Origin of the sequence: Kitasatospora sp. NPDC101176, from assembly GCF_044768035.1 — a bacterium.
Taxonomy (GTDB): Bacteria; Actinomycetota; Actinomycetes; order Streptomycetales; family Streptomycetaceae; genus Kitasatospora.
The window spans coordinates 252,190-272,102 of record NZ_JBIWPA010000004.1; the positions used below are offsets into that span (position 1 = coordinate 252,190).

The 19,913-nt window shown below is 72.7% G+C and carries 19 protein-coding genes, 1 tRNA gene and 1 pseudogene; 3 read left to right on the forward strand and 18 right to left on the reverse strand.

Annotation, left to right across the window (positions count from 1 at the left end; translation table 11 throughout):
* Nucleotides 1-189 precede the first annotated feature (189 nt).
* The gene (locus ACIRS1_RS08845; protein ID WP_402838015.1) at nucleotides 190-1,155 is read right to left on the reverse strand and encodes an aldo/keto reductase; all 966 of its coding nucleotides are present in this window, start codon (nucleotides 1,153-1,155) and stop codon (nucleotides 190-192) included.
* Between the two features lie 173 nt (nucleotides 1,156-1,328).
* Between ACIRS1_RS08845 and ACIRS1_RS08850 the strand changes: the two genes are divergently transcribed.
* Nucleotides 1,329-1,532 (forward strand): hypothetical protein, encoded by a 204-nt coding sequence (locus ACIRS1_RS08850; RefSeq protein ID WP_360205696.1) that lies wholly within the window; start codon nucleotides 1,329-1,331, stop codon nucleotides 1,530-1,532.
* A gap of 63 nt (nucleotides 1,533-1,595) precedes the next feature.
* Here ACIRS1_RS08850 and ACIRS1_RS08855 read toward each other — a convergent pair whose 3' ends face one another.
* From ACIRS1_RS08855 to ACIRS1_RS08890, 8 genes and pseudogenes are all read right to left on the reverse strand, one after another.
* Nucleotides 1,596-2,636 carry an endo alpha-1,4 polygalactosaminidase gene (locus ACIRS1_RS08855; protein ID WP_402838017.1) on the reverse strand — a complete coding sequence of 347 codons (1,041 nt, stop codon included), beginning with the start codon at nucleotides 2,634-2,636 and terminating at the stop codon, nucleotides 1,596-1,598.
* 22 nt (nucleotides 2,637-2,658) lie between these two features.
* Nucleotides 2,659-3,354, reverse strand: coding sequence for a spherulation-specific family 4 protein (locus ACIRS1_RS08860; RefSeq protein ID WP_402838019.1), 696 nt, complete (start codon nucleotides 3,352-3,354; stop codon nucleotides 2,659-2,661).
* Nucleotides 3,351-4,268: an NAD-dependent epimerase/dehydratase family protein gene (locus tag ACIRS1_RS08865; RefSeq protein ID WP_402838021.1), complete on the reverse strand. Its 918-nt coding sequence runs from the start codon at nucleotides 4,266-4,268 to the stop codon at nucleotides 3,351-3,353. The genes ACIRS1_RS08860 and ACIRS1_RS08865 overlap by 4 nt, the downstream gene beginning before the upstream one ends.
* A 125-nt stretch (nucleotides 4,269-4,393) precedes the next feature.
* A pseudogene (locus tag ACIRS1_RS08870) lies at nucleotides 4,394-5,095 on the reverse strand (NDP-sugar synthase); the annotation flags it as partial.
* A 72-nt stretch (nucleotides 5,096-5,167) separates the two neighbouring features.
* Nucleotides 5,168-6,160 (reverse strand): SDR family NAD(P)-dependent oxidoreductase, encoded by a 993-nt coding sequence (locus ACIRS1_RS08875; RefSeq protein WP_402838023.1) that lies wholly within the window; start codon nucleotides 6,158-6,160, stop codon nucleotides 5,168-5,170.
* 122 nt (nucleotides 6,161-6,282) lie between these two features.
* Entirely contained in the window at nucleotides 6,283-7,800 is a 1,518-nt protein-coding gene (locus ACIRS1_RS08880; protein ID WP_360205682.1) for a hypothetical protein, read from the reverse strand.
* A gap of 61 nt (nucleotides 7,801-7,861) precedes the next feature.
* The gene (gene pelF, locus ACIRS1_RS08885) at nucleotides 7,862-9,376 is read right to left on the reverse strand and encodes a GT4 family glycosyltransferase PelF (protein ID WP_360205679.1); all 1,515 of its coding nucleotides are present in this window, start codon (nucleotides 9,374-9,376) and stop codon (nucleotides 7,862-7,864) included.
* A gap of 115 nt (nucleotides 9,377-9,491) precedes the next feature.
* A complete protein-coding gene (locus tag ACIRS1_RS08890; protein WP_360205676.1) occupies nucleotides 9,492-11,810 on the reverse strand; it encodes a hypothetical protein in 2,319 nt (772 codons plus the stop codon).
* A gap of 510 nt (nucleotides 11,811-12,320) precedes the next feature.
* Here ACIRS1_RS08890 and ACIRS1_RS08895 point away from each other — a divergent pair.
* Entirely contained in the window at nucleotides 12,321-13,199 is an 879-nt protein-coding gene (locus tag ACIRS1_RS08895) for a tyrosine-protein phosphatase (RefSeq protein WP_402838025.1), read from the forward strand.
* On the opposite strand, the gene ACIRS1_RS08900 is transcribed toward ACIRS1_RS08895, so the two are convergent.
* The 8 genes from ACIRS1_RS08900 to ACIRS1_RS08935 all read right to left on the reverse strand — a co-directional run bounded on the left by ACIRS1_RS08900 (nucleotide 13,200) and on the right by ACIRS1_RS08935 (nucleotide 18,172).
* Nucleotides 13,200-14,105: an RNA polymerase sigma factor SigF gene (locus tag ACIRS1_RS08900; protein WP_360205670.1), complete on the reverse strand. Its 906-nt coding sequence runs from the start codon at nucleotides 14,103-14,105 to the stop codon at nucleotides 13,200-13,202.
* Between the two features lie 143 nt (nucleotides 14,106-14,248).
* Entirely contained in the window at nucleotides 14,249-15,046 is a 798-nt protein-coding gene (locus tag ACIRS1_RS08905; protein ID WP_402838203.1) for an RNA polymerase sigma factor SigF, read from the reverse strand.
* Between the two features lie 327 nt (nucleotides 15,047-15,373).
* Nucleotides 15,374-15,667 carry a Dabb family protein gene (locus ACIRS1_RS08910; protein WP_360205666.1) on the reverse strand — a complete coding sequence of 98 codons (294 nt, stop codon included), beginning with the start codon at nucleotides 15,665-15,667 and terminating at the stop codon, nucleotides 15,374-15,376.
* A gap of 139 nt (nucleotides 15,668-15,806) precedes the next feature.
* Nucleotides 15,807-15,971 (reverse strand): hypothetical protein, encoded by a 165-nt coding sequence (locus tag ACIRS1_RS08915; protein ID WP_188304848.1) that lies wholly within the window; start codon nucleotides 15,969-15,971, stop codon nucleotides 15,807-15,809.
* Between the two features lie 456 nt (nucleotides 15,972-16,427).
* Nucleotides 16,428-16,514: transfer RNA gene (locus tag ACIRS1_RS08920), tRNA-Ser, on the reverse strand.
* A gap of 102 nt (nucleotides 16,515-16,616) precedes the next feature.
* Complete coding sequence (gene tadA / locus ACIRS1_RS08925; protein WP_360205663.1) at nucleotides 16,617-17,126, reverse strand: tRNA adenosine(34) deaminase TadA; 510 nt, start codon at nucleotides 17,124-17,126, stop codon at nucleotides 16,617-16,619.
* Nucleotides 17,127-17,170: 44 nt separating this feature from the next.
* Nucleotides 17,171-17,731 carry a tRNA adenosine deaminase-associated protein gene (locus tag ACIRS1_RS08930; protein WP_360205660.1) on the reverse strand — a complete coding sequence of 187 codons (561 nt, stop codon included), beginning with the start codon at nucleotides 17,729-17,731 and terminating at the stop codon, nucleotides 17,171-17,173.
* 204 nt (nucleotides 17,732-17,935) lie between these two features.
* Complete coding sequence (locus ACIRS1_RS08935) at nucleotides 17,936-18,172, reverse strand: hypothetical protein (protein ID WP_360205657.1); 237 nt, start codon at nucleotides 18,170-18,172, stop codon at nucleotides 17,936-17,938.
* 162 nt (nucleotides 18,173-18,334) lie between these two features.
* Between ACIRS1_RS08935 and upp the strand changes: the two genes are divergently transcribed.
* On the forward strand, nucleotides 18,335-18,970 hold the full coding sequence (gene upp, locus ACIRS1_RS08940) for a uracil phosphoribosyltransferase (RefSeq protein WP_360205654.1): 636 nt from the start codon (nucleotides 18,335-18,337) through the stop codon (nucleotides 18,968-18,970).
* 75 nt (nucleotides 18,971-19,045) lie between these two features.
* On the opposite strand, the gene ACIRS1_RS08945 is transcribed toward upp, so the two are convergent.
* A complete protein-coding gene (locus ACIRS1_RS08945) occupies nucleotides 19,046-19,720 on the reverse strand; it encodes a LytR C-terminal domain-containing protein (protein WP_402838206.1) in 675 nt (224 codons plus the stop codon).
* Nucleotides 19,721-19,913 lie beyond the last annotated feature (193 nt).

The following is a 19,913-nucleotide window of genomic DNA, read 5'->3' on the forward strand; positions in this document are numbered from 1 at the left end:
TGGGCCCTGGCGGGAGCGATCCCGCCGGGGCCCGCTGCGTGCTCCGGGGTTCCGTCGAACCCCGACCCGCCCCGAACCAGCGGCCACCCCGAACCCGCGGCCGCTCCCCAGCAGCGGCCGACGGCCGCTCGTGCCGCGGGCCGCGGGCGCGACCGCAGGGCCCGGCGCCCACGGCCCGCGGGAGCTGGCTCAGGCGGAGGCGGCGTCCAGCCTGGCCGTCTGTTCCGGGGTCAGTCGGAGCGAGGCGGCGGCCAGCAGCGGCGGGAGCTGCTCGACGGTGCGGGCGCTGGCGATCGGGGCGGCGACGGTCGGACGGGCGGCGAGCCAGGCCAGGGCGACGGTCGCGAGCTCGACGCCGTGCTCCCCGGCGACGGCGTCGAGGGCCTCCAGGACCTTCGGACCGCGCGGGTCGTCCAGGTAGCGGGCGGCTCCCTCGGCCCGGGCGCTGTCCACGCCGGTGCCGCCGAGGCGGTACTTGCCGGTGAGGAAGCCGGAGGCGAGCGCGTAGTAGGGGACGGTGGCCAGGCCGTGCCGGGCGACGACCTCGGCCAGCGGGCCCTCGAAGGTGCCGCGCGAGACCAGGTTGTAGTGCGGCTGGACGGCGACGTACCCGGCCAGCCCCTCGCGCTCGGCGAAGGCCAGCGACTCGGCCAGCCGCTCGGCGCCGATGTTGGAGGCGGCGACCGCGCGGACCTTCCCCTCGCGGACCAGCTCGTCCAGCGCGGTGACGAACTCCTCGACCGGGGTGTCGTCGTCCTGGTGGGTGTAGTAGAGGTCGATCCGCTCCACGCCCAGGCGGCGCAGCGAACCCTCCGCGGAGGCCTTGATGTTGGCCGCGCCCAGGCCGCGCGCACCGGGGTGCAGGCCCACCTTGGTGGCGATCACCACCTCGTCGCGGTTGCCGCGGCTGCGCAGCCAGGCGCCGATGATCGTCTCGGACTCGCCGCCGGTGTTGCCGGGGACCCAGGCCGAGTAGACGTCGGCGGTGTCGACGAAGTTGCCGCCGGCCGCCGCGTAGGCGTCCAGCACCGCGAAGGACTGCTGCTGGTCGGCCGTCCAGCCGAAGACGTTGCCGCCGAGGGAGAGCGGGAAGACGGACAGGTCGGAGGCGCCGAGCCGGACCCGGGCCGTGGCGTCGCTGTGGTTTCCGGTCATGGTCGCAGTCAACCGGATCGCGCCGTGCGGCATTCCGTGCGCCGGGCGGCCGTCGCGGGCCCGCCGCGGCGGCGTCGCGCGGCCGGCGCGGACCCGCACGCCGGGGCGGTGCGGTGCGCGCGGGAGGGGTCCGGACTGTCCCCCGGGCGGGCGGATTCGTTAGAGTCCGTGCCATGGCTGACAACGACTACGACCCCGCCGGCAGCACCCAGATGTTCCGGGCGTTCGTCGACGAGACCCCGGCCCCGCAGGCCCCGGGCACCGTCTCCACCTACGGCCGCAGCAGCGGTGGCGGTGGCCGCACCGGCACGATCGCGCTGATCGCCGTCGTCGCCCTGGTGGTTCTGGGCGCCGTCGTCTGGCTGGCGGTCAAGTGATCCTCGCGCGGGTGACCCTGACGGGGGTCACCCGCGCGACGGAAGCCGCCGTGCGCTGGCGGTTCAGCAGGGCTTGCGCCAGACACTCAGGTCGAGCTTCTTCTGCATCGAACTGAAGCCGAGCGACTTGGTCTTGGCGCAGAACTGGCCCGCGTCGAGCTTGTACTCGACGTGGAACACCGCCTTGCCCGCCTTGATGAACGGCGAGATCCGGTCGCACTCGTCGAACTGCGAGCACTCCTCGTTGACCGCGAAGTCGAAGTCCGGCAGCAGGGCCGGGATCTGGTCGAGGTCGTTCTTCAGGCCGATGGCCAGGCCGCGCTCGTGCGCGAGCTGGGCCAGCATGCGGTTGTAGCGGATCTGGTCGTCAGCGGTCAGCGGGAAGCCGCTGTTCTGGTTGTAGGCCTCGATGGTGTCCGGCTCGATGGCGTCGAACCCCTTGCTCCGGCACATGTCGAAGCGGGCGGCCATCAGCGGCTTGAGCTGGTCGAGCTTGCGGATGTCGAACCACTTCTCGCCCTTCCAGCCGGTGTCCGAGCCTTGCAGGGCCTTGGTGAAGGCCGAGGCGTCGGGGCGGAAGTCCTCCCAGGAGCCGGCGTTGATGTAGCAGATCACCTTGCGGCCCTTGGCGTGCAGCGCGGCCACGACCGAGGCGTCGTTCTCGAAGCCGTCGATGTCGTAGACCGGGACGTCCACCGACTGGTCGACGGTGCCGCCGCCGAGCTGCCACTGCCAGGCGAGGCCGGGGGTGGGCTGCCAGCGGGCGCCGGACGGCGCCGGGGCGGTGCTGCCGCCGGGGGTGCCCGGGGCGGTGGTGGCGCCCGGCGGGGTGGTCGCGCCGTGCGTGGGGGGTGCACCGGTCGGGCCCGGGGTGCCGGGGGTGCTCGGCGTGCCGGGGGTGGCGGACGGCGTTCCGGTGTCCGGCGGGGTGCTCGGGGCGGTGCTGTCGCCGGGGGTGGCCGGCGCGGTGGCCGCGGGCGGAGTGCTGGGGGAGTCGTCGGCCGAGGAGCTGTTGTCGTCGTCCGAGCCTGAGCTGCTGCACGAGGTCGCCAGCAGGGCGGTGGCGATGATGGCGGCCGGCAGGAGCCGGGTACGGCGGTTCACGGTAGTCGAACTCCGGATCGGGTCAGGTCAGTTCCGCTGCGGTAAGACCGTAGGGCAGGGTGCACCAGGGGTTCTCCCCGGCGCCGGGGACGGCGCAGCCGACGCCCGCCCGGCGGGCGGCGATCAGCGCGGTGGCGTCCTCGGCGTGCTCGGCCGGGACGTCGTACACCAGGTGGCAGAAACGGGACGCCGCGTGGCGGCCCGTCCAGAGCGGGAGGGTCATCTCGCGGTAGGCGTCCCAGTTGCCCTCGAAGGTGACCAGCAGGTCGGCCAGCCCGACCTCGGCGTAGCCCGGGTCCGGGTGTTCGCCGTGGCCGAAGATCACCGTCCCGCAGCCGGCCGCCCGGGCGGCGGTGGCCAGCCGGCGGTAGTGCGTCAGCGCGCCGGGCTGGGTGGACACCTGGTCGAAGTAGACGCCGGTGATGCCGTGGCGCTGGCGGTACGTCAGGATGTCGGCCACCACCGCGGCGTGCGGCCGCCGGCCGTAGTCGGTGTCGGTGTAGCCGACCAGCGGCAGGCCGGCCGAGCGGAGCTCCTCGGCGGCCTCGGCGAAGACGCCGTCCGGGGTCTCGCCCGGCCCGTCGGCCAGGTTGAGCACCACGGCGCTGATCCGGCCGGGGTCGGCGGCGGCGACCGCCCGCCAGGCCGCCGGGTCCACCGCGGGGTGGACGTACAGCGGCACCAGCAGGCGGCCGTCGGGGGTGGGCCCGGTGGTCATGAGACCACCGGGGCGGTCGCGGACCCGACGGTGTCGAGCCACAGATCGCGCAGGGTGTCGGCGAGGTCCGTCTCCGGCTGCCAGCCGAGCTCCCGGGCGGCGGCCGAGACGTCGGCCTGCTGCCAGGAGACCGCGGCCGAACGCTCCGAACCCGCCCCGGTCTCGTCGATCCGGCCGGTGAAGCCGGCCGCGGCGACCAGCCCGTCCGCGATCGCCCGCACCTGTCGGGCCCGTCCGGAGGCCAGGTTGAGCACCCGGGGGAGCGGCCCCTCCGCGGCGGCGGCCAGGCCGACCGCGCGGGCGATGTCCCGGGCGTCGACGAAGTCGCGGTAGGCGGAGAGGTCTCCGACGGTGATCACGCCGTCGGCGCCCTCGGGCGCCACCCGGTGCAGTTCGGCGGCCAGCCGGCCGGGCAGCGAGCCCGCCGGGGCACCCGGGCCGACCGGGTTGAACACCCGCAGGACCACCGCGTCCAGTGCCGAACCGGCCACCGCGAGGGAGCCGGCCAGCTTGGTCGCGCCGTACACGCCGACCGGGCGGGCGTCGGCGTCCTCGGACAGCGAGCTGCCCTCGGCGCAGACGCCGTACTCCCCGGCCGAGCCGATGTGCACCAGCCGGGCCTTCGGGGTGCCGAGCTGCATCGCCTCGCAGAGCACGGCCGGGCCGCGAGCGTTCACCTCGGCGAGCTTGACCGCGCTGCCGGCCACGGCACCGGCGAAGTTGACCACCACGTCGGGGGCCAGCTCGGCCAGTTCCTCGCCGAGCGGTCCGGCCTGCGCGGTGGCCAGGTCGAGCCGCAGGTCGTGGGCGGGCCGCCGGCCCGCGGTCAGCACGGTGGCACCGGGCAGTGACCGCAGGACGGCGGTGGCGTGACGGCCCAGGAAGCCGTCGCCGCCGAGAAGCAGGATCCTCACGCGGCCCGTCCGTCACTCTGGGCGCCCGCGGTGGCGGGCTCCTCGGCCTGGTCGTCCGGGGTGGTGCGCGCGGCCGGGAGCGGCAGCTCGGCCACGGCCGGGACCTTCTCGGCCGACTCGAAGGGCATCAGCACCGGGCGGATGGACGAGAACTCGGCGTTGGCCCGGTCGTAGTCGTCCGGGCGGCCGATGTCGAGCCAGTAGCCGCCGAACTCGTAGGCGGACGGCGGGGTCCCGGCGCCCAGCAGGTCCAGCACCAGCTCGTCGAAGCCCAGCGGAAGGCCGGGGGTGTACTTGGCGAGCGCCGAGCGGGAGACGCCGTAGACGCCCATCGACACGCGGTAGTCGATGCTCGGCTTCTCCTGGAAGCCGGTGATGCTGCCGGACTCGGTGGTCAGCACACCGAAGTCGATCTTCACCTGTCGGGCGTAGGTGGCGATGGTCAGCGGCGCACCGGACTCCTCGTGGTGGCGGAGCACCCCGGCGAAGTCCAGGTCGGTCAGGATGTCGCCGTTCATCACCAGGAAGTGCTCGGGCAGGCGGTCCTGCATGGTGAGCAGCGGGCCCATGGTGCCGAGCGGGCTGTCCTCGACGGCGTAGCCGACGCGCAGGCCCCACTGGGACCCGTTGCCGACGTAGGCGCGGATGATGTGGCCGAGGTGGCCGATGGCCAGGGTGACGGTCTTGAAGCCCGCGGCGGCGAGCTGGCGCATCACGATCTCGAGGATCGCGTGCTGGTCGCCGATCGGGACGAGCGGCTTGGGGAGCGCGGTGGTGTACGGGCGGAGTCGGACGCCCTTACCGCCGGCCAGGATCACTGCATGCATGGATTTTCCCCCACGGAAAGGATGTGCAGGACACGAACCTTGGAACCAGGTCGGGCAAGATCGTTACGACGGTCAGACGTTGTAGATGTCGGTCTTGTAGCGGGCCAGGTTGGACGGGTCGCGGAAGAACTCGATGGTCTGCTCCAGACCCTGCTCCAGGCTGAACTGCGGGGCCCAGCCGGTGGCCCCGCGCAGCCGGGTGGCGTCCGCGACCAGGCGCATGACCTCGGAGTTGGCCGGGCGGATGCGCTGCTCGTCCTCCTTCACCACCAGGTCGACGCCCATCAGCTTGCCGACCAGGGTGACCAGGTCGCCGACCGAGATCTCGCCGCCGGTGCCGGCGTTGAAGGTCCGGCCGACCACCGTCTCGGCGGGCGCGGTGCCGACCGTGCGGAAGGCGTTCGCGGTGTCCTTGACGAAGGTGAAGTCACGGGTCGGGCGCAGGTCGCCGAGGGTGATCTCGGTCTCGCCGGCGGCGACCTGGGCGATCACGGTCGGGATGACGGCGCGCATCGACTGGCGCGGGCCGAAGGTGTTGAACGGGCGCAGGGTGACGACCGGGGTCTCGAAGCTGGCGTGGTAGCTGTCGGCCAGCCGGTCCCCGCCGGCCTTGGAGGCGGCGTACGGGGACTGGGTGTTGATCGGGTGGTCCTCGGTGATCGGCACGGTCTGCGCGGTGCCGTAGGTCTCGCTGGTCGAGGTGTGCACCATGCGCGGGATCTCGAGGTGGCGCACCGCCTCCAGCACGTTCAGGGTGCCGGTGACGTTGGTGTCGACGTACGAGTGCGGGGCCCGGTAGGAGTACGGGATCGCGATGAGGGCGGCCAGGTGGTAGACCGCCTCGGTGCCCTTGACCAGGCCGTTGACCGAGCCCGGGTCCCGGACGTCGCCGAGGACGATCTCGACCGAGTCCAGCACCTCCTCGGACAGGGTCTCCAGCCAGCCGAAGGACGAGAAGGAGTTGTACTGGACCATCGCGCGGACCTGGTGCCCGTCGGCGACCAGGGTTTCGACGAGGTGGGAACCGATGAATCCCTCGGCTCCGGTGACCGCGACGCTGCTCATGCGTAATTCGCTTTCTCGATCTTTGGGGAGGCCGGGCTCTCGTGGTGACCGGCCGGTGGTGTTCAGCTGTTCCGGTGAAGCTGTTCAGCGGTGCACGCGGGTGCGTGCGCGTGTTCAGGTGTTCAGCGGTGCTGGGTGGTGCGGCCGAGCGCGGGCCCGGCGATTGCGGTGAGGAGGACGGCGGCCGTCCCGCAGCCGATCAGCTGCAGGACGATCGGGTCCGCCCCGGCCAGCAGCCCGGCGCTCTCGGCACCCGCGGCGGCCAGACAGATGAGGGCGGTGCTCCAGCTGAAGCCGAAGGCGTTCAGCAGCAGCGCCAGCCAGAGCGAGCCGCCGAGGAGCAGCATCGCGCCGAGCTGCGGGACGCCGAGCGCGGGGGCGCCGGGCCACAGCACGGTCGCGGCGGCGTCCAGCGCGGCCACGGTGGTGAGGTAGATGAAGAGGCAGCCGAGCAGGATCCCGCCGGTCCGGCGGGTGAACTGCCCGGAGGTGTGGCTGGTGCGCAGTGCGGCCACGGCCATCGCCCGGTAGCGGAAGAGCAGCCACTCGGCGAGCCCGAGGCTGAGCGTCAGCGCGATCATGGCCGGCCCGGTCGGGGTGGCGCTCGCGCCGTGCGCGGCCCCGGTCTCCACCGCCAGGTGGATGGTCCCGCCGAGGCCGGCGATCAGGGTGAGCGCACCGCAGGCCAGGCCGAACAGCAGGTGCGGGACCTCCTGGCGGACCGGCAGCCGCAGCTCGACGTCCTCCTTCTCGCCGCGGCGGACGCAGAACAGCAGCTCCCGCGCGGCCAGCCCGACGGCGAGCACCAGCGAGGCGAGCAGCACGACCGTCCGGACGAGCTGCGGGACGTCCACGGCGAGCACCACGCCCGCACCGACCGAGGCCGGTGCCAGTGCCAGCAGCAGGAACTTCTCCCGCCCGAGCACCAGCAGCACGGTGGCCGCGCCCAGGTAGAGGGACTGCCCGGCGGCGAAGCAGAGCGCCCCCAGCGGGCCGCCGACCACGTACGCGGCCGCCGAGGCCAGCAGCGCCCCCAGCGGTGCGCCGACGGCCAGGCAGACCGCGGCCTCCCGGCGCCGGAGCCGGCCCAGCCAGCGGTACGACCGGTGCGCCAGCGCCTGGTTGAAGCCCCAGCTGACCAGCGTCGCGACGGAGAGCGCGAGCATGCCCGAGGGCAGGCCGAAGCGCATCCGGTCGGCCGCGAACAGGTTGGCGCCGAGCAGGTAGCCGAGCCCGGGCAGGGCGAACACCAGGCCGCGCACCACGCAGCGCCAGGGGTCGGCCCGCCACGGGTTGGCGAACTCGGAGCTCGGGCCGGGGTAGCGGCGCTGGACCTTCTCGAACAGCTCCTCGGCGACGGTGAAGGCGTCCGGGCGGCCGTACAGCAGGGCCGCCTGTTCGTCGGAGAGGCCGTCGGACTCCAGGAACGCGGCGATCTCGTACGGGTGGACGGCGTCGGCGCAGACGTCGCGCAGGCGCTCGGCGAGCTCGTCCAGCGGGTCCGCGGAGAGGTCGAGCTGTTCCTCGGGTTCGGGCTGGACGGGCGCGGCCGGGCGGCGGCGCTTCAGCGGCAGGGTGCGCAGCTGCATCGTCCGCTCGGAGCCGCCCTCGTCCGGCACGAGCCGCAGCGGGCCGCTCATGCCGTCACCTCGGCGAGTTCGGCGGCGTCGCGGCAGGCGCGCCCGTCGACGGTTCGCCCGTTCACGCGCCCACCTCGCTCGGCTCCGGGTGGGCGGCGGCGAGCTGCTCGTCCCAGTCGGGTGCGGGGGCCTCGTCGGTGACGGCCACCACGCCGTTGGGCATCCAGCGGGCGGTGCCGAGGAGCTCGGTGTAGATGCCCCGGAAGCCGTCGATGTTCTGGCGGAGGGTGAACTGCTCGATGACCCGCAGCCGGGCCTGCTCGCCGAGCCGGCCGCGCCGCTCGGCGTCGCGCAGCAGCTCGATGGCGGCGGCCGCCATCGGCTCGGGCTCGCGCGGCGGGACGACCAGGCCGGTGTCCCCGACGGCCTCGCGGACGCCGCCGACGTCGGTCGAGACGGTCGCGCGGCCGCAGGACATCGCCTCGATCAGGGTGAACGGGAAGCCCTCGCTGATGCTGGAGAGCATGACCACGTTGCCGGCCGCGTACGCGTCGGTGATGTCGGCGACGCGGCCCTCGAACGCCACCGAGTCGGCGATGCCGAGCTCGGCGGCCAGGGCTATGCAGCCGTCCCGGTAGGCCTCGCCGCCCTTGGGAGTTCCGCCGAAGAGCCGCAGCCGCGCCTCGGGGATCTCGCGCTGGACGATGGCGAAGGCCCGGATCAGCGTCTCCAGGTCCTTGATCGGGTCGACCCGGCCGGCCCAGCTGAGGGTCGGCGTCTCGGGTTCGGGTCCGGCCGGCGGGAAGGCCGTCGGGTCCACGCCGTTGTAGACGGTGCGGATGTGCGCGGACGGCGTGCCGCCGCGCTCCTCCCAGCGCCGGTTGTAGCGGTTGCCGGGGGTGACCAGCGCCGCCTGCCGGTAGCTCTCCTCGGCGAGCATCCGGTAGAAGCCGAGCAGCAGTGCCTTGACCGGCCACCGGTAGGGGCCGGTGCGGTAGCCGAGGTAGCGCTCGCGCAGGTAGATGCCGTGCTCGGTGAGCAGGAACGGTACGCCGTACTGCTGGGCGGCGATCAGCCCGGGCAGGGTGGCGAGGCCGCCGCTGGCCGCGTGCGCGACGCCGTCGGTGGGCGGCTCGACCGAGAGCGGCCGCAGGGCGTGCTCCAGCAGGTCGGTCGCGTTCAGGGCGTCGTGCAGGGTGGGCCGGGAGACGGCGGTGGGCAGGTAGTCGCGGGTCCAGACGTGCTGGAGGGTGCGCAGCGCGCGTTCGCTGCGCAGCGCCGGGCTGAGCAGGCCGCGCCGGGCGAGGTCGGCGAAGCCGTACAGCTCGGTGCCGAAGTGCGTGGTGTAGACCGGATCGAGGATGGAGTGCAGGAAGCGCTCGTACGCGTTGAGGAAGCGCCGCATCTCCTTGCCGCGGGGCGGTCCGGCCTCCGAGGCCGGTCCCCACAGCGGTGCGGTCGTGACGGACCGCACGTTGGCGGGCAGCTCCCAGGCCAGGGCTTCGTGGCCGGTACCGGTGACGGCGATGACGTCGAAGTCGACGTCGGGCATGCCTTGAACGAGCTGGTCGCACCAGACACTCACGCCGCCGTGCTGGTGCGGATACGTCCCCTCGGTGAGCAGGGTGACGCGCATCTCCTGTCCCCCCTCCTGTTCCTTGCGTCGGTGTCCGGCCTGGGTGGCCGGAACGGGAGCCGTGGCAGGGGCCGGGCCGGTTGCCCGGTCCGGCCCCGCCATCGGGTGCTACGGGTTACCGGTTGCCGGAGCGTCCGGTGGTGGTGGTGCCGAGCGAGGCCGCCCCCCCGGTGGCCTTACCGCCCTTGGCCGCGACGCCCTTGCCGGGCACCGTGACGCCGCTCCCGGGGACCAGGGACTTCGCCTTGGTGCGGGTGGTGTCGCTCGGACCCACCGGGACGGGGGTGGCGACGCCCTGCGGGACGACCTTCTTGTCCGCCGGGGCCGGAGCCGTGACGGAGTTGGCCGCGACACTCGGCGAGACGGCGGCCGGGGTGGCCGGCGCCGACGGGAGCTGCAGGGTGATGCTGCTCTGCAGGGTGCCGCGGGACACCCAGCCGGACAGCGTACCGGCGTAGGCCGAGCCGAACGCGGTCGACCCGATGACCAGCTTCTGGGAGGTGCCCGTCGGCATGGTGGCCTGGACCTGAACGCCGGACGGCGCGTTGACGGTCACCGTGTTGCCGATCCGGTACGCGGTGACCTGGCCGGCGGCCAGCGCCGCGTTCCAGGCCGCGCGCTTCTGGAACTCCTGGCCGATCTCCTTCTCGCCGAGGTTGACGATCGGGGTGTTGTCGGCGTGCAGGGCCCGGTAGTTGCCGAGGACCTTCTCCAGCACCGGGTACAGGATCCGGTCCTCGGAGAGGTTCGACTGGTGGATGAAGTGCGGACGCGGGTCGTTGCTCAGCACGTGGCCGAGGTCGATCCGGGCCTCCAGCGGCACGATGTACGACTGGTAGCCGGTGTTGACGTCCAGCGGGTGCGGCAGGCAGGTCGAGTTCGCGTTGTTCTCGCAGATCCCGCTGCCGCCGTTGGCCGCACTGGTGTAGATCCAGTTGTACTCGTCCGCCTCCTCCTTCGCCGTCCCGGCGTTGTAGAAGACGTTCATCGGGTACCGCGGCACGGTCAGCGTGGACGAGCCGACGGCCCGCTGGGCGGGCTCGCGGGACGCGTCGCTACCCGTGAACTTGATGCCGTTGGCGGCCAGCGCCGGCGCCAGGTACGGGTTGTCGCTGGTCTCCTGCGGGGCGGTCAGCAGACCGGAGTGCTCACCGGTGACGAGCGACTGCGGGTCGACGTTCAGACCGTTGGTCTTGGCCCAGTCGAAGTTGTTCTTGATCTGGGTCGAGATGGTGTTCTGGTCGGTCCAGACGGTGTTGCCCGCGGCGTCCTTGCTGCAGCGCCACGGCACCACCGACACGTCCTGGACGCAGCCCAGGTACGGGTGGGTGTAGGTGTGGTTGACCCACCGGTAGCTGTTCTGGTCGGCGATCATCTGGGTGGCGGTGGGGTCGACCGTGGTCTCGTGGTCGGCCTTCCAGTCCTCGCTGCCGCCACCGTTGAACACCATGTCCAGGGTGAAGTTGTTGGCGGTCTGCCACTGCTTGAGGAACTGCGCGTCCGCCTGGGTCATCCGGATCGGGTTGGCCGTGTCCGGGGTGCCGGGCGGGCAGGTGACGTCGCCGGGGGTGCACTTGAGGGTGGTGTCCCAGCGGTCGTCGGCCAGGAAGACGTCGTCCACGTGCGCCGCGAAGTAGTTGCGGTCGTAGCCGAGGTGGACGCCCTGGGTGATCCAGTCGACCATGCCGCGCGCCAGCAGGCGGTACTGCTGCTGGTACTGGTTGTAGACGAAGGTGACGACCAGTTCCTTGCGGCCGTCGTGGGTGTACTCCCCGACCAGCGAGCCGCGCGAGGTGGTGTTCGGGATCGCGGAGTCGACCAGCGGGACGAACGAGGCACCGGCGGGGAGGCTGGCCAGGGGCGTGGCCAGGTAGCCGTAACTCTCGCTGACGGACGGGTCGTTGTCCTCGAACGGGACGCTGCCCTTCAGGTACCCGAACGGGCCCGAAGTGCCGGCGGCCGTGGTGGCGCCCTGGAAACCGTCCAGGGTGCCGTAGTAACCGGGATTCACGGCGTAGTTCAGCCCCACCGCGGGGCTGGCGAACGTGTACGCGTCGATCTGCCGGATACCGAATGCGGCTTCGTAGCTCGCGATGGCCGTCATCTCGGCGGCACTGTTGGGGAAGGGGTTTTCGTTGGGCAGCACGATGCCCTGGTACTTCCCGCGGGGCTGACCGTTCACCGTGTCACTCAGGAAAGCCGAGTTGATGACGGGACGGTTGGTGTCGTTGAGGTTGACGACCTTGTACGGGGTGCCCTGGCTCTTGAGCTCGGCGGTGATGGCCGCAACGGAGGGGCCCCCGTCGTCGATGACCAGGATGGTGAGGTCGATCCTGGGCGGCGTCGTGTCGCCGTGGGCCAGGGTGGTCTGCAGGCCGCTGGCCAGCAGAACTGCCGCCGCGCAGGCGGCAACTCTTCGGGTCGCTCGACCCATGGTTGATCCTCCCCTTGGTGCAGGCGCCTCGCTGCTCGGCGCTCGCCTGCCCTGTAGCTGTTCGCGGGCAGCAGGCTGCCCGGCGCCCATCCTGGTCGAGGGTCGGGCCTACGAGGGACCAATTGGGCGAGAGTGCAGCGAACCTGTTACCAACGTTCATGGCGATGCCATGAAGGCGCTGATTGTGACCGGAACTGGACCGGCTATGCAAATAATGAATTGGGAATGAAAAAACGGAAGCTGACCGCTACGCCTCGTTACTGCGCGTGCGCCTTCGGCAGGGCCCCCCGGCGCCTACACTGTCGTCGTCGCGGATGACACTCTTGCACATCTCGCCGACCCATTGGGCAGGTTCATGCAATATCGGGCACCGCTGTGCCATGTGACAGTCCGAATATGCAATGGAGGCGCCGCGTGGCCGATCAGCAGACCCAGTCCGGCGTAATCGGCGGTGCACGGAATACGTCGGCGGGGCCGGGCGGAACGGTGCTGGTCGGGCGCAGTCTCGGGTTGCGCGGCGCGGTCAACGCGCGCGACCTCGGCGGCTACCGGACGGCCGACGGGCGGCTCCTGCGGTCGGGCGTGGCCCTGCGCAGCGATGGCCTGAACCATGTCACCGAGGACGATCTGGGCCCGCTGCGCGCACTCGGCCTGCGCCGCGTGGTGGACCTGCGCAGCCTGGACGAGGTCCGCGCGGCCGGCCCCGACCGGCTGCCCGGCCTCCCGGTCGCCGAGCTCCCGGCCACCGCCCCGGCGACCACCGCGCTGACCGTCGAGGCCGACGGGCCCGGCGGCGTCACCCTGCACCACCTGCCGCTGCTGGCGACGGGCTTCGACATCCACCGGACGCTGCGCGGCGCCCTCGCGGACCGCGACCCCGACCGGCAGCGCGCCGTGCTCGGCGCGGGCCGGGCGGCCGGGATGATGACCGGCCTCTACCGCTGGTTCGTCACCGACCCGGTGGCCCGGGAGCGGTTCGCGACCCTGCTGCGGCTGCTGGCCGCCCCCGGGGGACCGCCGCTGCTGTTCCACTGCTCGGCCGGCAAGGACCGCACCGGCTGGGCCGCCGCGCTCGTGCTGACCGCGCTCGGGGTGGACCGCGGGGCCGTCGTCGCCGACTACCTGCTCACCAACGAGCGCGCCGCCCCGGTCGTCGACCGCGTGCTGGAGGACTTCGGCACCCGGGGCCTGATGCGCGAGCCGGAGCTGCTCCTGCCGGTCTTCCGGGCCGACCCGGACTACCTGGCCGCGGCCTTCGAGGAGGTCGGGGCCGGCTGGTCCGGCTTCGACGGGTACTGGCGGGACGGCCTGGGCCTGGACGACGCCGTCCTGGACGGGCTGCGGGCCAACCTGCTGGACGGCGACGGGGGCCGGCCCGCGGCGCCCTGATCAGCCCTCGCTGATCAGGCCCTCGCGGAGCTGGGTGAGCGTCCTGGTGAGCAGCCGGGAGACGTGCATCTGGGAGATGCCGATCTCCTCGCCGATCTGCGACTGGGTCAGGTTGCCGAAGAACCGCAGCATGATGATCCGGCGCTCCCGCGGCGGCAGCTTGGCCAGCAGCGGCTTCAGCGACTCCCGGTACTCGACGCCCTCCAGGGCGAGGTCCTCGTAGCCGAGCCGCTCGGCCAGCGGGCCGTCGCCGTCCTCCTCGCCGGGGCTGGAGTCGAGCGAGCTGGCGGTGTAGGCGTTGCCCACCGCGAGGCCCTCGACCACGTCCTCCTCGCTGACGCCCAGGCAGGCGGCCAGCTCGGCGACGGTGGGGGAGCGGTCCAGCCGCTGGGACAGCTCGTCGCCGGCCTTGGTGAGCGCCAGCCGCAGCTCCTGGAGCCGCCGGGGCACCCGGACCGACCAGCTGGTGTCCCGGAAGAAGCGCTTGATCTCGCCGACCACGGTGGGCATCGCGAAGGTGGGGAACTCCACCCCGCGCTCCGGGTCGAACCGGTCGATCGCCTTGATCAGGCCGATGGTGCCGACCTGGACGATGTCCTCCATCGGCTCGTTGCGGCTGCGGAAGCGGGCCGAGGCGTACCGGACCAGCGGCAGGTTGAGCTCGATCAGGGTGTCGCGGACGTAGGCGTGCTCGGTGCTTCCGGGCTCCAGGGCGGCCAGCCGCAGGAACAGCGAGCGGGAGAGCGTCCGGGTGTCCAGGACGGAGCCGGGCGGCGGCTCGGGCGGCGTCTCCGGGCCGGGGGACCCGGCGGACGGGACCCGCTGGAGCGGGATCCGGTCCTCGGCGACCGCCGTACCGTTGGCCTGACCAGCGTGGATCTCCGCAGTGCCCAGCTCTCCGGACATGCACCCACCCCCTCGTGACTGACACTTGAACGGGAGCCGTCGCGCGGAGGTTCCCGCCGGGGCCCTCCCCCTCCATACCGGAACACGGCCCACGGCAAACCCGAACATCGCGAGATGTCACGCGGGGGTAACGCGCTGCAATCTCAGTCTTCCCATGAGTTGCCGGTCCGAAGCCTCGTCAGGATGCGCGAGAGCAGCCGCGAGACGTGCATCTGGGACATCCCCAGCTCGGTGCTGATCTGCGACTGGGTGAGGTTCGCGAAGAACCGCAGCATCACGATCCGGCGCTCCCGCTCGGGCAGCTGGACCAGCAGGTGGCGGACCATGTCCCGGTGCTCGACCTCGGCCAGCGCGGAGTCCTCGTAGCCGAGCCGGTCGAGCAGGGCGAGCCCGCCCTCGTGCTCCTGCGCGGCCTCCAGGGAGGCCGCGTTGTAGGCCCGCCCGGCGTCCAGGCAGGCCCGGACGTCCTCCTCGGGGATCCGCAGGCTGGCGGCGATCTCGGGGACCTTGGGGGCCCGGCCGTGCAGCACCGTCAGCTCCTCCATCGCGCCGCTGACCTGGACCCAGAGCTCCTGCAGCCGGCGCGGGACGTGCATGGTGCGCACGTTGTCCCGGAAGTAGCGCTTGATCTCGCCGAGGATGGTCGGCAGGGCGTAGGTGGGGAACTGCACCCCGCGGCCGGGGTCGAAGCGGTCGATCGCGTTGATCAGACCGATGGTGCCGACCTGGACGACGTCCTCCATCGGCTCGCTGCGGCTGCGGAAGCGGGTGGCCGCGTACCGGACCAGCGGGATGTTCACCTCGATCAGGGCGGCTCTGACCCGCTCCCGTTCGGGGGCGCCGGGGGGCAGCTCCGCGAGCCGTTCGAAGAGCACCCGGGTCAGCGTCCGGACGTCCACCGCGGGGCGGCCGCCGGGGCCGCGCAGGCCCTCCGGGCGCAGCTCGCCGGCCGGACTGATGATCGCCGCCAAGACCTCGTCCACCGACACGCCACCCCTCCCTAAGTCGACAACGACGGGCCCTGCGGATCGGGTGTCGCGGCTGGTTGATCACCTCGCCATGTCCGGCAAAACCGGTCATAGCATCACAAGGCGGGCGCAGGTCGGGCAAGCACCCGGTGGAGGTGTGTTGGTGCGGCGCCGTCCGTCCGTCCGGGCCCCCGGCGGGGCGCGGCAGGGATCGTTCCGGGACAGAGCAAGGCGCCCCGTCCGACGGGCGGACGGGGCGCGGCGGTCCGTCCGGGGGACGGGCCTCGGGTGCGGCGGGGATCAGACCTCGACGTCGGCGATCACCCAGGTGGCGAACTCGCGCCACTGCCCGGCCGCGGCCTGGTGGGCCGGGTGGGTGAGGTACGCCTGCAGGGCCTCGCGGTCCTCGACCAGGCTGTTGATCGCGTAGTCGTACGCGATGTCGCGCTCGGTGGTGTTCCAGCCGCACTCCCACTCGCGCAGCTCGGGGATCTGCGGGCCGAGCTCCTCGAAGGCCTTGGCGCCGGCGAGCGCCCGGTCGTCGTCCTTGGTGACGCCTTCGTTGAGCTTGAACAGGACCAGGTGCCGGATCACGATTGCCGCTCCTCGCGGACGGGGGTGGGGACCCGCCCACGGTAGCCGGTGGGCGCGGGCCCGGCGACGGCCGTCCGCGGGCTGACCGCCCGCCGGCCGCGGAGGCCGGCCGGGCGGGCCGTTCACGAGGGCCGGGGGCTCACTTGATCAGACCGGTCATGAAGGTGCCGACCGCCTTGGCCGCGTTCGAGATGCCCTCGAAGCCCAGCTGGACGAGCTCGGCCGAGCGGGCCGGGGACGTGATGATCGAATAGAGGACGAAGATGAGCAGGAGGGCCATGCCGATCTTCTTCGCCTGCGCCATCGGTGCCGTCCTCCCTGCCGTGGGCCGCCGCCGTCCTGGTCCCCGATCGGCCCTGCGGAAGCAGCTTATCCACCGGACGGGCTATCAAGTGTGCGACGCGTTCGCCCGACGGGACGAAGGTCCCCGCGAGTGGGGCCTTTCTCCGGGTGCCCGGTCGCGGCTCCGGCGGCAGGATGGAACGCGTACCGGGGATCTGGCAGGAATTCCCGGTGCGTGGATCCGGAGCTCCCCGCTGTGGGACCGGTGCCGCGGCTTCCCCCCCGACGCGGCGCCGGTTGTGGGACTCCGCAGGGGGGAGCGGCAGTTTCCCCCGAGCCGCTCCCCCTCCAGGCTCCGTACCCTCCGGGCGTTGGTGGTCATCGGCCCGGAGTGCGGAGCCCTTTCCGCGCCCGAGGGTGCGCGGGAACGCCGAAGGCCCGTCCGTTCTGCAACGGACGGGCCTTCGGGCTTTTCCAGCGGTAGCGGTGGGATTCGAACCCACGGTGGAGTTGCCCCCACACACGCTTTCGAGGCGTGCTCCTTTGGCCGCTCGGACACGCTACCGAGGGGAACTCTACCGGACGGGTGGCGCGGTCACGAAATCCGTATCGGCGCGGGGGCCGCGCGCCCGGTGCGGCCGGTGCCGGCGGGGGCGCGGCTGCGGTGTCAGCGGTGGGTGTCGAAGAACTCGCGCAGCTGCTCGCCGCACTCCTCGGCGAGGACGCCCCAGATCACCTCGGGGCGGTGGTTGAGCCGGCGGTCGCGCATCACGTCGAAGAGCGAGCCGGCCGCGCCGGCCTTCTCGTCGAGGGCACCGTAGACGACCCGGTCGATGCGGGAGAGCACGATGGCCCCGGCGCACATCGTGCAGGGCTCCAGCGTGACGACCAGCGTGCAGCCGCTCAGCCGCCACTCCCCGACCTCCGCGGCCGCCTGCCGGATCGCGACCACCTCGGCGTGCGCGGTGGGGTCGCCGACCGCCTCGCGCTCGTTGTGGCCGCGCCCGATCACCTCGCCGTCCGGGCCCAGGACGAGCGCCCCGACCGGAACGTCCCCGGTGGCCGGCGCCAGGGCGGCCTCGGCGATCGCGAGGCGCATCGGCGCCGCCCAGCGGTCACGGACCGGGTCGGGGCGGACGGGGGCGGGGAGCGGGGCGATCCGGGGGGCGGTCTGCATGGCATCCAGTGTCGGGCATCCGGTGGAGGGCACCGGTGCGGTCGCTACCGGACCGCCTCCAGGACCTCGCCGCAGCCCAGGGCCTCGGCGATCTCCTCCAGGGCGTCGCCCGGGACGGCGCCCTCGCCGCTGAGGGCGAGCAGCTCCTCGGAGGGGAGGCCGAACTCGGTCAGCAGGTGGGAGTCGCCGAGCGGACCGACCGGGACCCCGCCGGGTGCGTCGGCGTCCTCCTCCTGGTCCTCCTCCCCGCTCTCCTCCAGCTCGACGACCAGGTCGTCCAGGTCACCGAACTCGCTCTCGCCGGCCTGGTCGACCAGTTCGTCGGTGAGGACGGAGCCGTAGGAGCTGCGGGCGGCCGCGGCGCCGTCGGAGACGAAGATCCGCGGGTCCTCCTCGCCGTCCACCCGGACGATGGCGAACCAGGCGTCCTCCTGTTCGATGAAGACCAGGACGCTGTCGTCGTCCTGCGCGGAGTCGCGGGCCAGGTCGGTCAGGTCGGCGAGGGTTTCGACGTCGTCGAGCTCCGTCTCGCTCACATCCCACCCGTCCTCGGTGCGAGCAAGCACTGCAGCGAAGTACGCCACCAGGGACACTCCCAAGATCATCGGTCTCGGCTGTCGGCGCGTTCGGGCAACGCGAAGTCTGGCCGCCCCCGCGCCAGAGGCGGTCCGCTTGTTCGGACCGTCCCATCGGAATCGTGACAGAAAGCCCGCCCTCGCGGGGGGTGTTCGGCAGCGCGTCTTTGCAGGTCGTGTCGGAAGGGCGGGGCGGGGGTCGGTGAACCGGGGCGGATCGGGCGGCAGCCCCCGTCAGATCCGGAAGGTTCGCATCCGCATGGCCTCGCGCATCCGCCGTTCCTTGGTCCGCCGGGGCTGCACCCGCTCCCGCAGCTCGCGGGCCTCGGCGAGCTCGCGCAGGAAGACGGCCCGCCGTTTGCGGCGTTCCGCCTCGGTCTCCGGAGGGTCCTGCGGCGGGCCGGCGCGCCCGCCCGACCGGCCGGTGGGCTCGTTCGTCGAGCCGCCCCCCGCGTTCGGGTTGCTCGTCATAAGACGTGACATTCCCAGATCGGCCCGGTTGATACCACAGGAGGTGCTTCCGTCCGGAGATTCGCGGTGCGTCACGGCGTGTCACGGACGGGTGACCGGCGACGCGGCCGGGGCGGACGCGGCGAGTCGTACAGGCGTCCGGCGCCGGGCTAACCTCGGTACATGCGTCTCCACGTCGTCGACCACCCCCTGGTCGCCCACAAGCTCTCCACCCTGCGCGACGAGCGCACCGACTCGCCGACCTTCCGTCGCCTGACCGACGAGCTGGTGACCCTCCTCGCCTATGAGGCCACCCGGGACGTCCGCACCGAAGAGGTGGAGATCACCACGCCCGTGGCGGTCACGCTCGGCACCCGCCTCAGCTACCCGCGCCCCCTCGTCGTGCCGATCCTCCGGGCCGGCCTCGGCATGCTGGACGGGATGACCCGCCTGCTGCCGACCGCCGAGGTCGGCTTCCTCGGCATGGTCCGCAACGAGGAGACCCTCGAGGCCTCCACCTACGCCACTCGGATGCCGGACGACCTGTCCGGTCGCCAGGTCTACGTGCTCGACCCGATGCTGGCCACCGGCGGCACCCTGGTCGCGGCGATCCGGATGCTGATCGAGCGCGGCGCCACCGACGTCACCGCCGTGGTCCTGCTGGCCGCGCCGGAGGGCGTCGAGGTGATGCGGCGCGAGCTGGCGGACCTGCCGGTCACCGTCGTCACCGCCGCCCTGGACGAGCGGCTGAACGAGAACGGCTACATCGTCCCCGGCCTCGGCGACGCGGGCGACCGCCTCTACGGCACCGCGGGCTGAGCGGACCCACCCCCCTGGACGTCGAGAGCCCCCCGGCACCGTGCCGGGGGGCTCTCTGCTGTCGTGGGCGCCGGGTCAGCAGCTGCCGGTGACGGTCGGGGTGGGGGAGGGCTTGGTGGCCAGGGCGAGGGCCGCGGCGGCCTGGGTCTCGTCCAGCAGGGCGTTGTAGCTGTCGCCGACCACGAAGTCGACGCTGCCGTCGGTGCGGGCGTCGGCGGTGGCGGTGGCCCCGGCGATCTGCGAGGTGAGCAGGGTGGCGGCGCCGGCGCCGGCGGGCCCGGCGATCACCTGGGCGGTCCCGGGCACCTTCTTGTCCAGCTCGGCCGGGGCGTTGCCGACCTTGCCGATGGTGAAGCCGCGCTTCTTGAGCTCGTCGGCGGTCCGCCCGGCCAGCCCGGCCTTGGTGGTGGCGTTGTAGACGTTGACCGTGACCGCGGCCGGCTGCGGGATGGCGTGCGGGTCGCCCTGGGCGGCGGCCGGCGTGCCGGAGGCGGTGGGTGCGGCGCCCGGGGTGGGCGCGGCCAGCGGCTTGCCGGAGGGCGTCGCGCAGGCCTGCGCGGAGGCGTTGCGGTTCTTGCCGCTGAAGATGTCGTAGAGCTGCACGCCGCCGAGGCCGATCAGGGCCAGGGCGACCAGCGCCGCCAGCGCGGCGATCACCTTGCGGCTCTTCTTCGGGGGCCGGCCGAGCCGCGGGTAGGCGTTGCCGGTGACGCGGTACTGCTTCCCCTTGAGGCCTTGGGGAGTCAACATGCTCACGGTTTGTCTCCCCCTCGTGCCGGGGCGGGGTCGGGATGACGGGTCGGCCGGTCCGGTGGTCCCCCGGTGCGGGCGGATCCCCTGGTCGCGGCCGTAGTCAGCAGCCTAGTGCCGACAGGCTGCGAAGGTACTAAATGATCATCATCTGGAGTACCCCGGCACCCGAACGGAGGTACCCGGGTACGCG

What these genes read in the sequence shown, in the direction of transcription:
- ACIRS1_RS08915 (WP_188304848.1), bottom strand. Translation starts at nt 15,971, where the DNA reads ATGGCGCAGGCGAAGAAGATCGGCATGGCCCTCCTGCTCATCTTCGTC.
- ACIRS1_RS08890 (WP_360205676.1), bottom strand. Translation starts at nt 11,810, where the DNA reads ATGGGTCGAGCGACCCGAAGAGTTGCCGCCTGCGCGGCGGCAGTTCTG.
- ACIRS1_RS08900 (WP_360205670.1), bottom strand. Translation starts at nt 14,105, where the DNA reads ATGTCCGGAGAGCTGGGCACTGCGGAGATCCACGCTGGTCAGGCCAAC.
- ACIRS1_RS08880 (WP_360205682.1), bottom strand. Translation starts at nt 7,800, where the DNA reads ATGAGCGGCCCGCTGCGGCTCGTGCCGGACGAGGGCGGCTCCGAGCGG.
- upp (WP_360205654.1), top strand. Translation starts at nt 18,335, where the DNA reads ATGCGTCTCCACGTCGTCGACCACCCCCTGGTCGCCCACAAGCTCTCC.
- ACIRS1_RS08945 (WP_402838206.1), bottom strand. Translation starts at nt 19,720, where the DNA reads ATGTTGACTCCCCAAGGCCTCAAGGGGAAGCAGTACCGCGTCACCGGC.
- pelF (WP_360205679.1), bottom strand. Translation starts at nt 9,376, where the DNA reads ATGCGCGTCACCCTGCTCACCGAGGGGACGTATCCGCACCAGCACGGC.
- tadA (WP_360205663.1), bottom strand. Translation starts at nt 17,126, where the DNA reads ATGCAGACCGCCCCCCGGATCGCCCCGCTCCCCGCCCCCGTCCGCCCC.
- ACIRS1_RS08860 (WP_402838019.1), bottom strand. Translation starts at nt 3,354, where the DNA reads ATGACCACCGGGCCCACCCCCGACGGCCGCCTGCTGGTGCCGCTGTAC.
- ACIRS1_RS08935 (WP_360205657.1), bottom strand. Translation starts at nt 18,172, where the DNA reads ATGACGAGCAACCCGAACGCGGGGGGCGGCTCGACGAACGAGCCCACC.
- ACIRS1_RS08850 (WP_360205696.1), top strand. Translation starts at nt 1,329, where the DNA reads ATGGCTGACAACGACTACGACCCCGCCGGCAGCACCCAGATGTTCCGG.
- ACIRS1_RS08845 (WP_402838015.1), bottom strand. Translation starts at nt 1,155, where the DNA reads ATGACCGGAAACCACAGCGACGCCACGGCCCGGGTCCGGCTCGGCGCC.
- ACIRS1_RS08930 (WP_360205660.1), bottom strand. Translation starts at nt 17,731, where the DNA reads ATGATCTTGGGAGTGTCCCTGGTGGCGTACTTCGCTGCAGTGCTTGCT.
- ACIRS1_RS08875 (WP_402838023.1), bottom strand. Translation starts at nt 6,160, where the DNA reads ATGAGCAGCGTCGCGGTCACCGGAGCCGAGGGATTCATCGGTTCCCAC.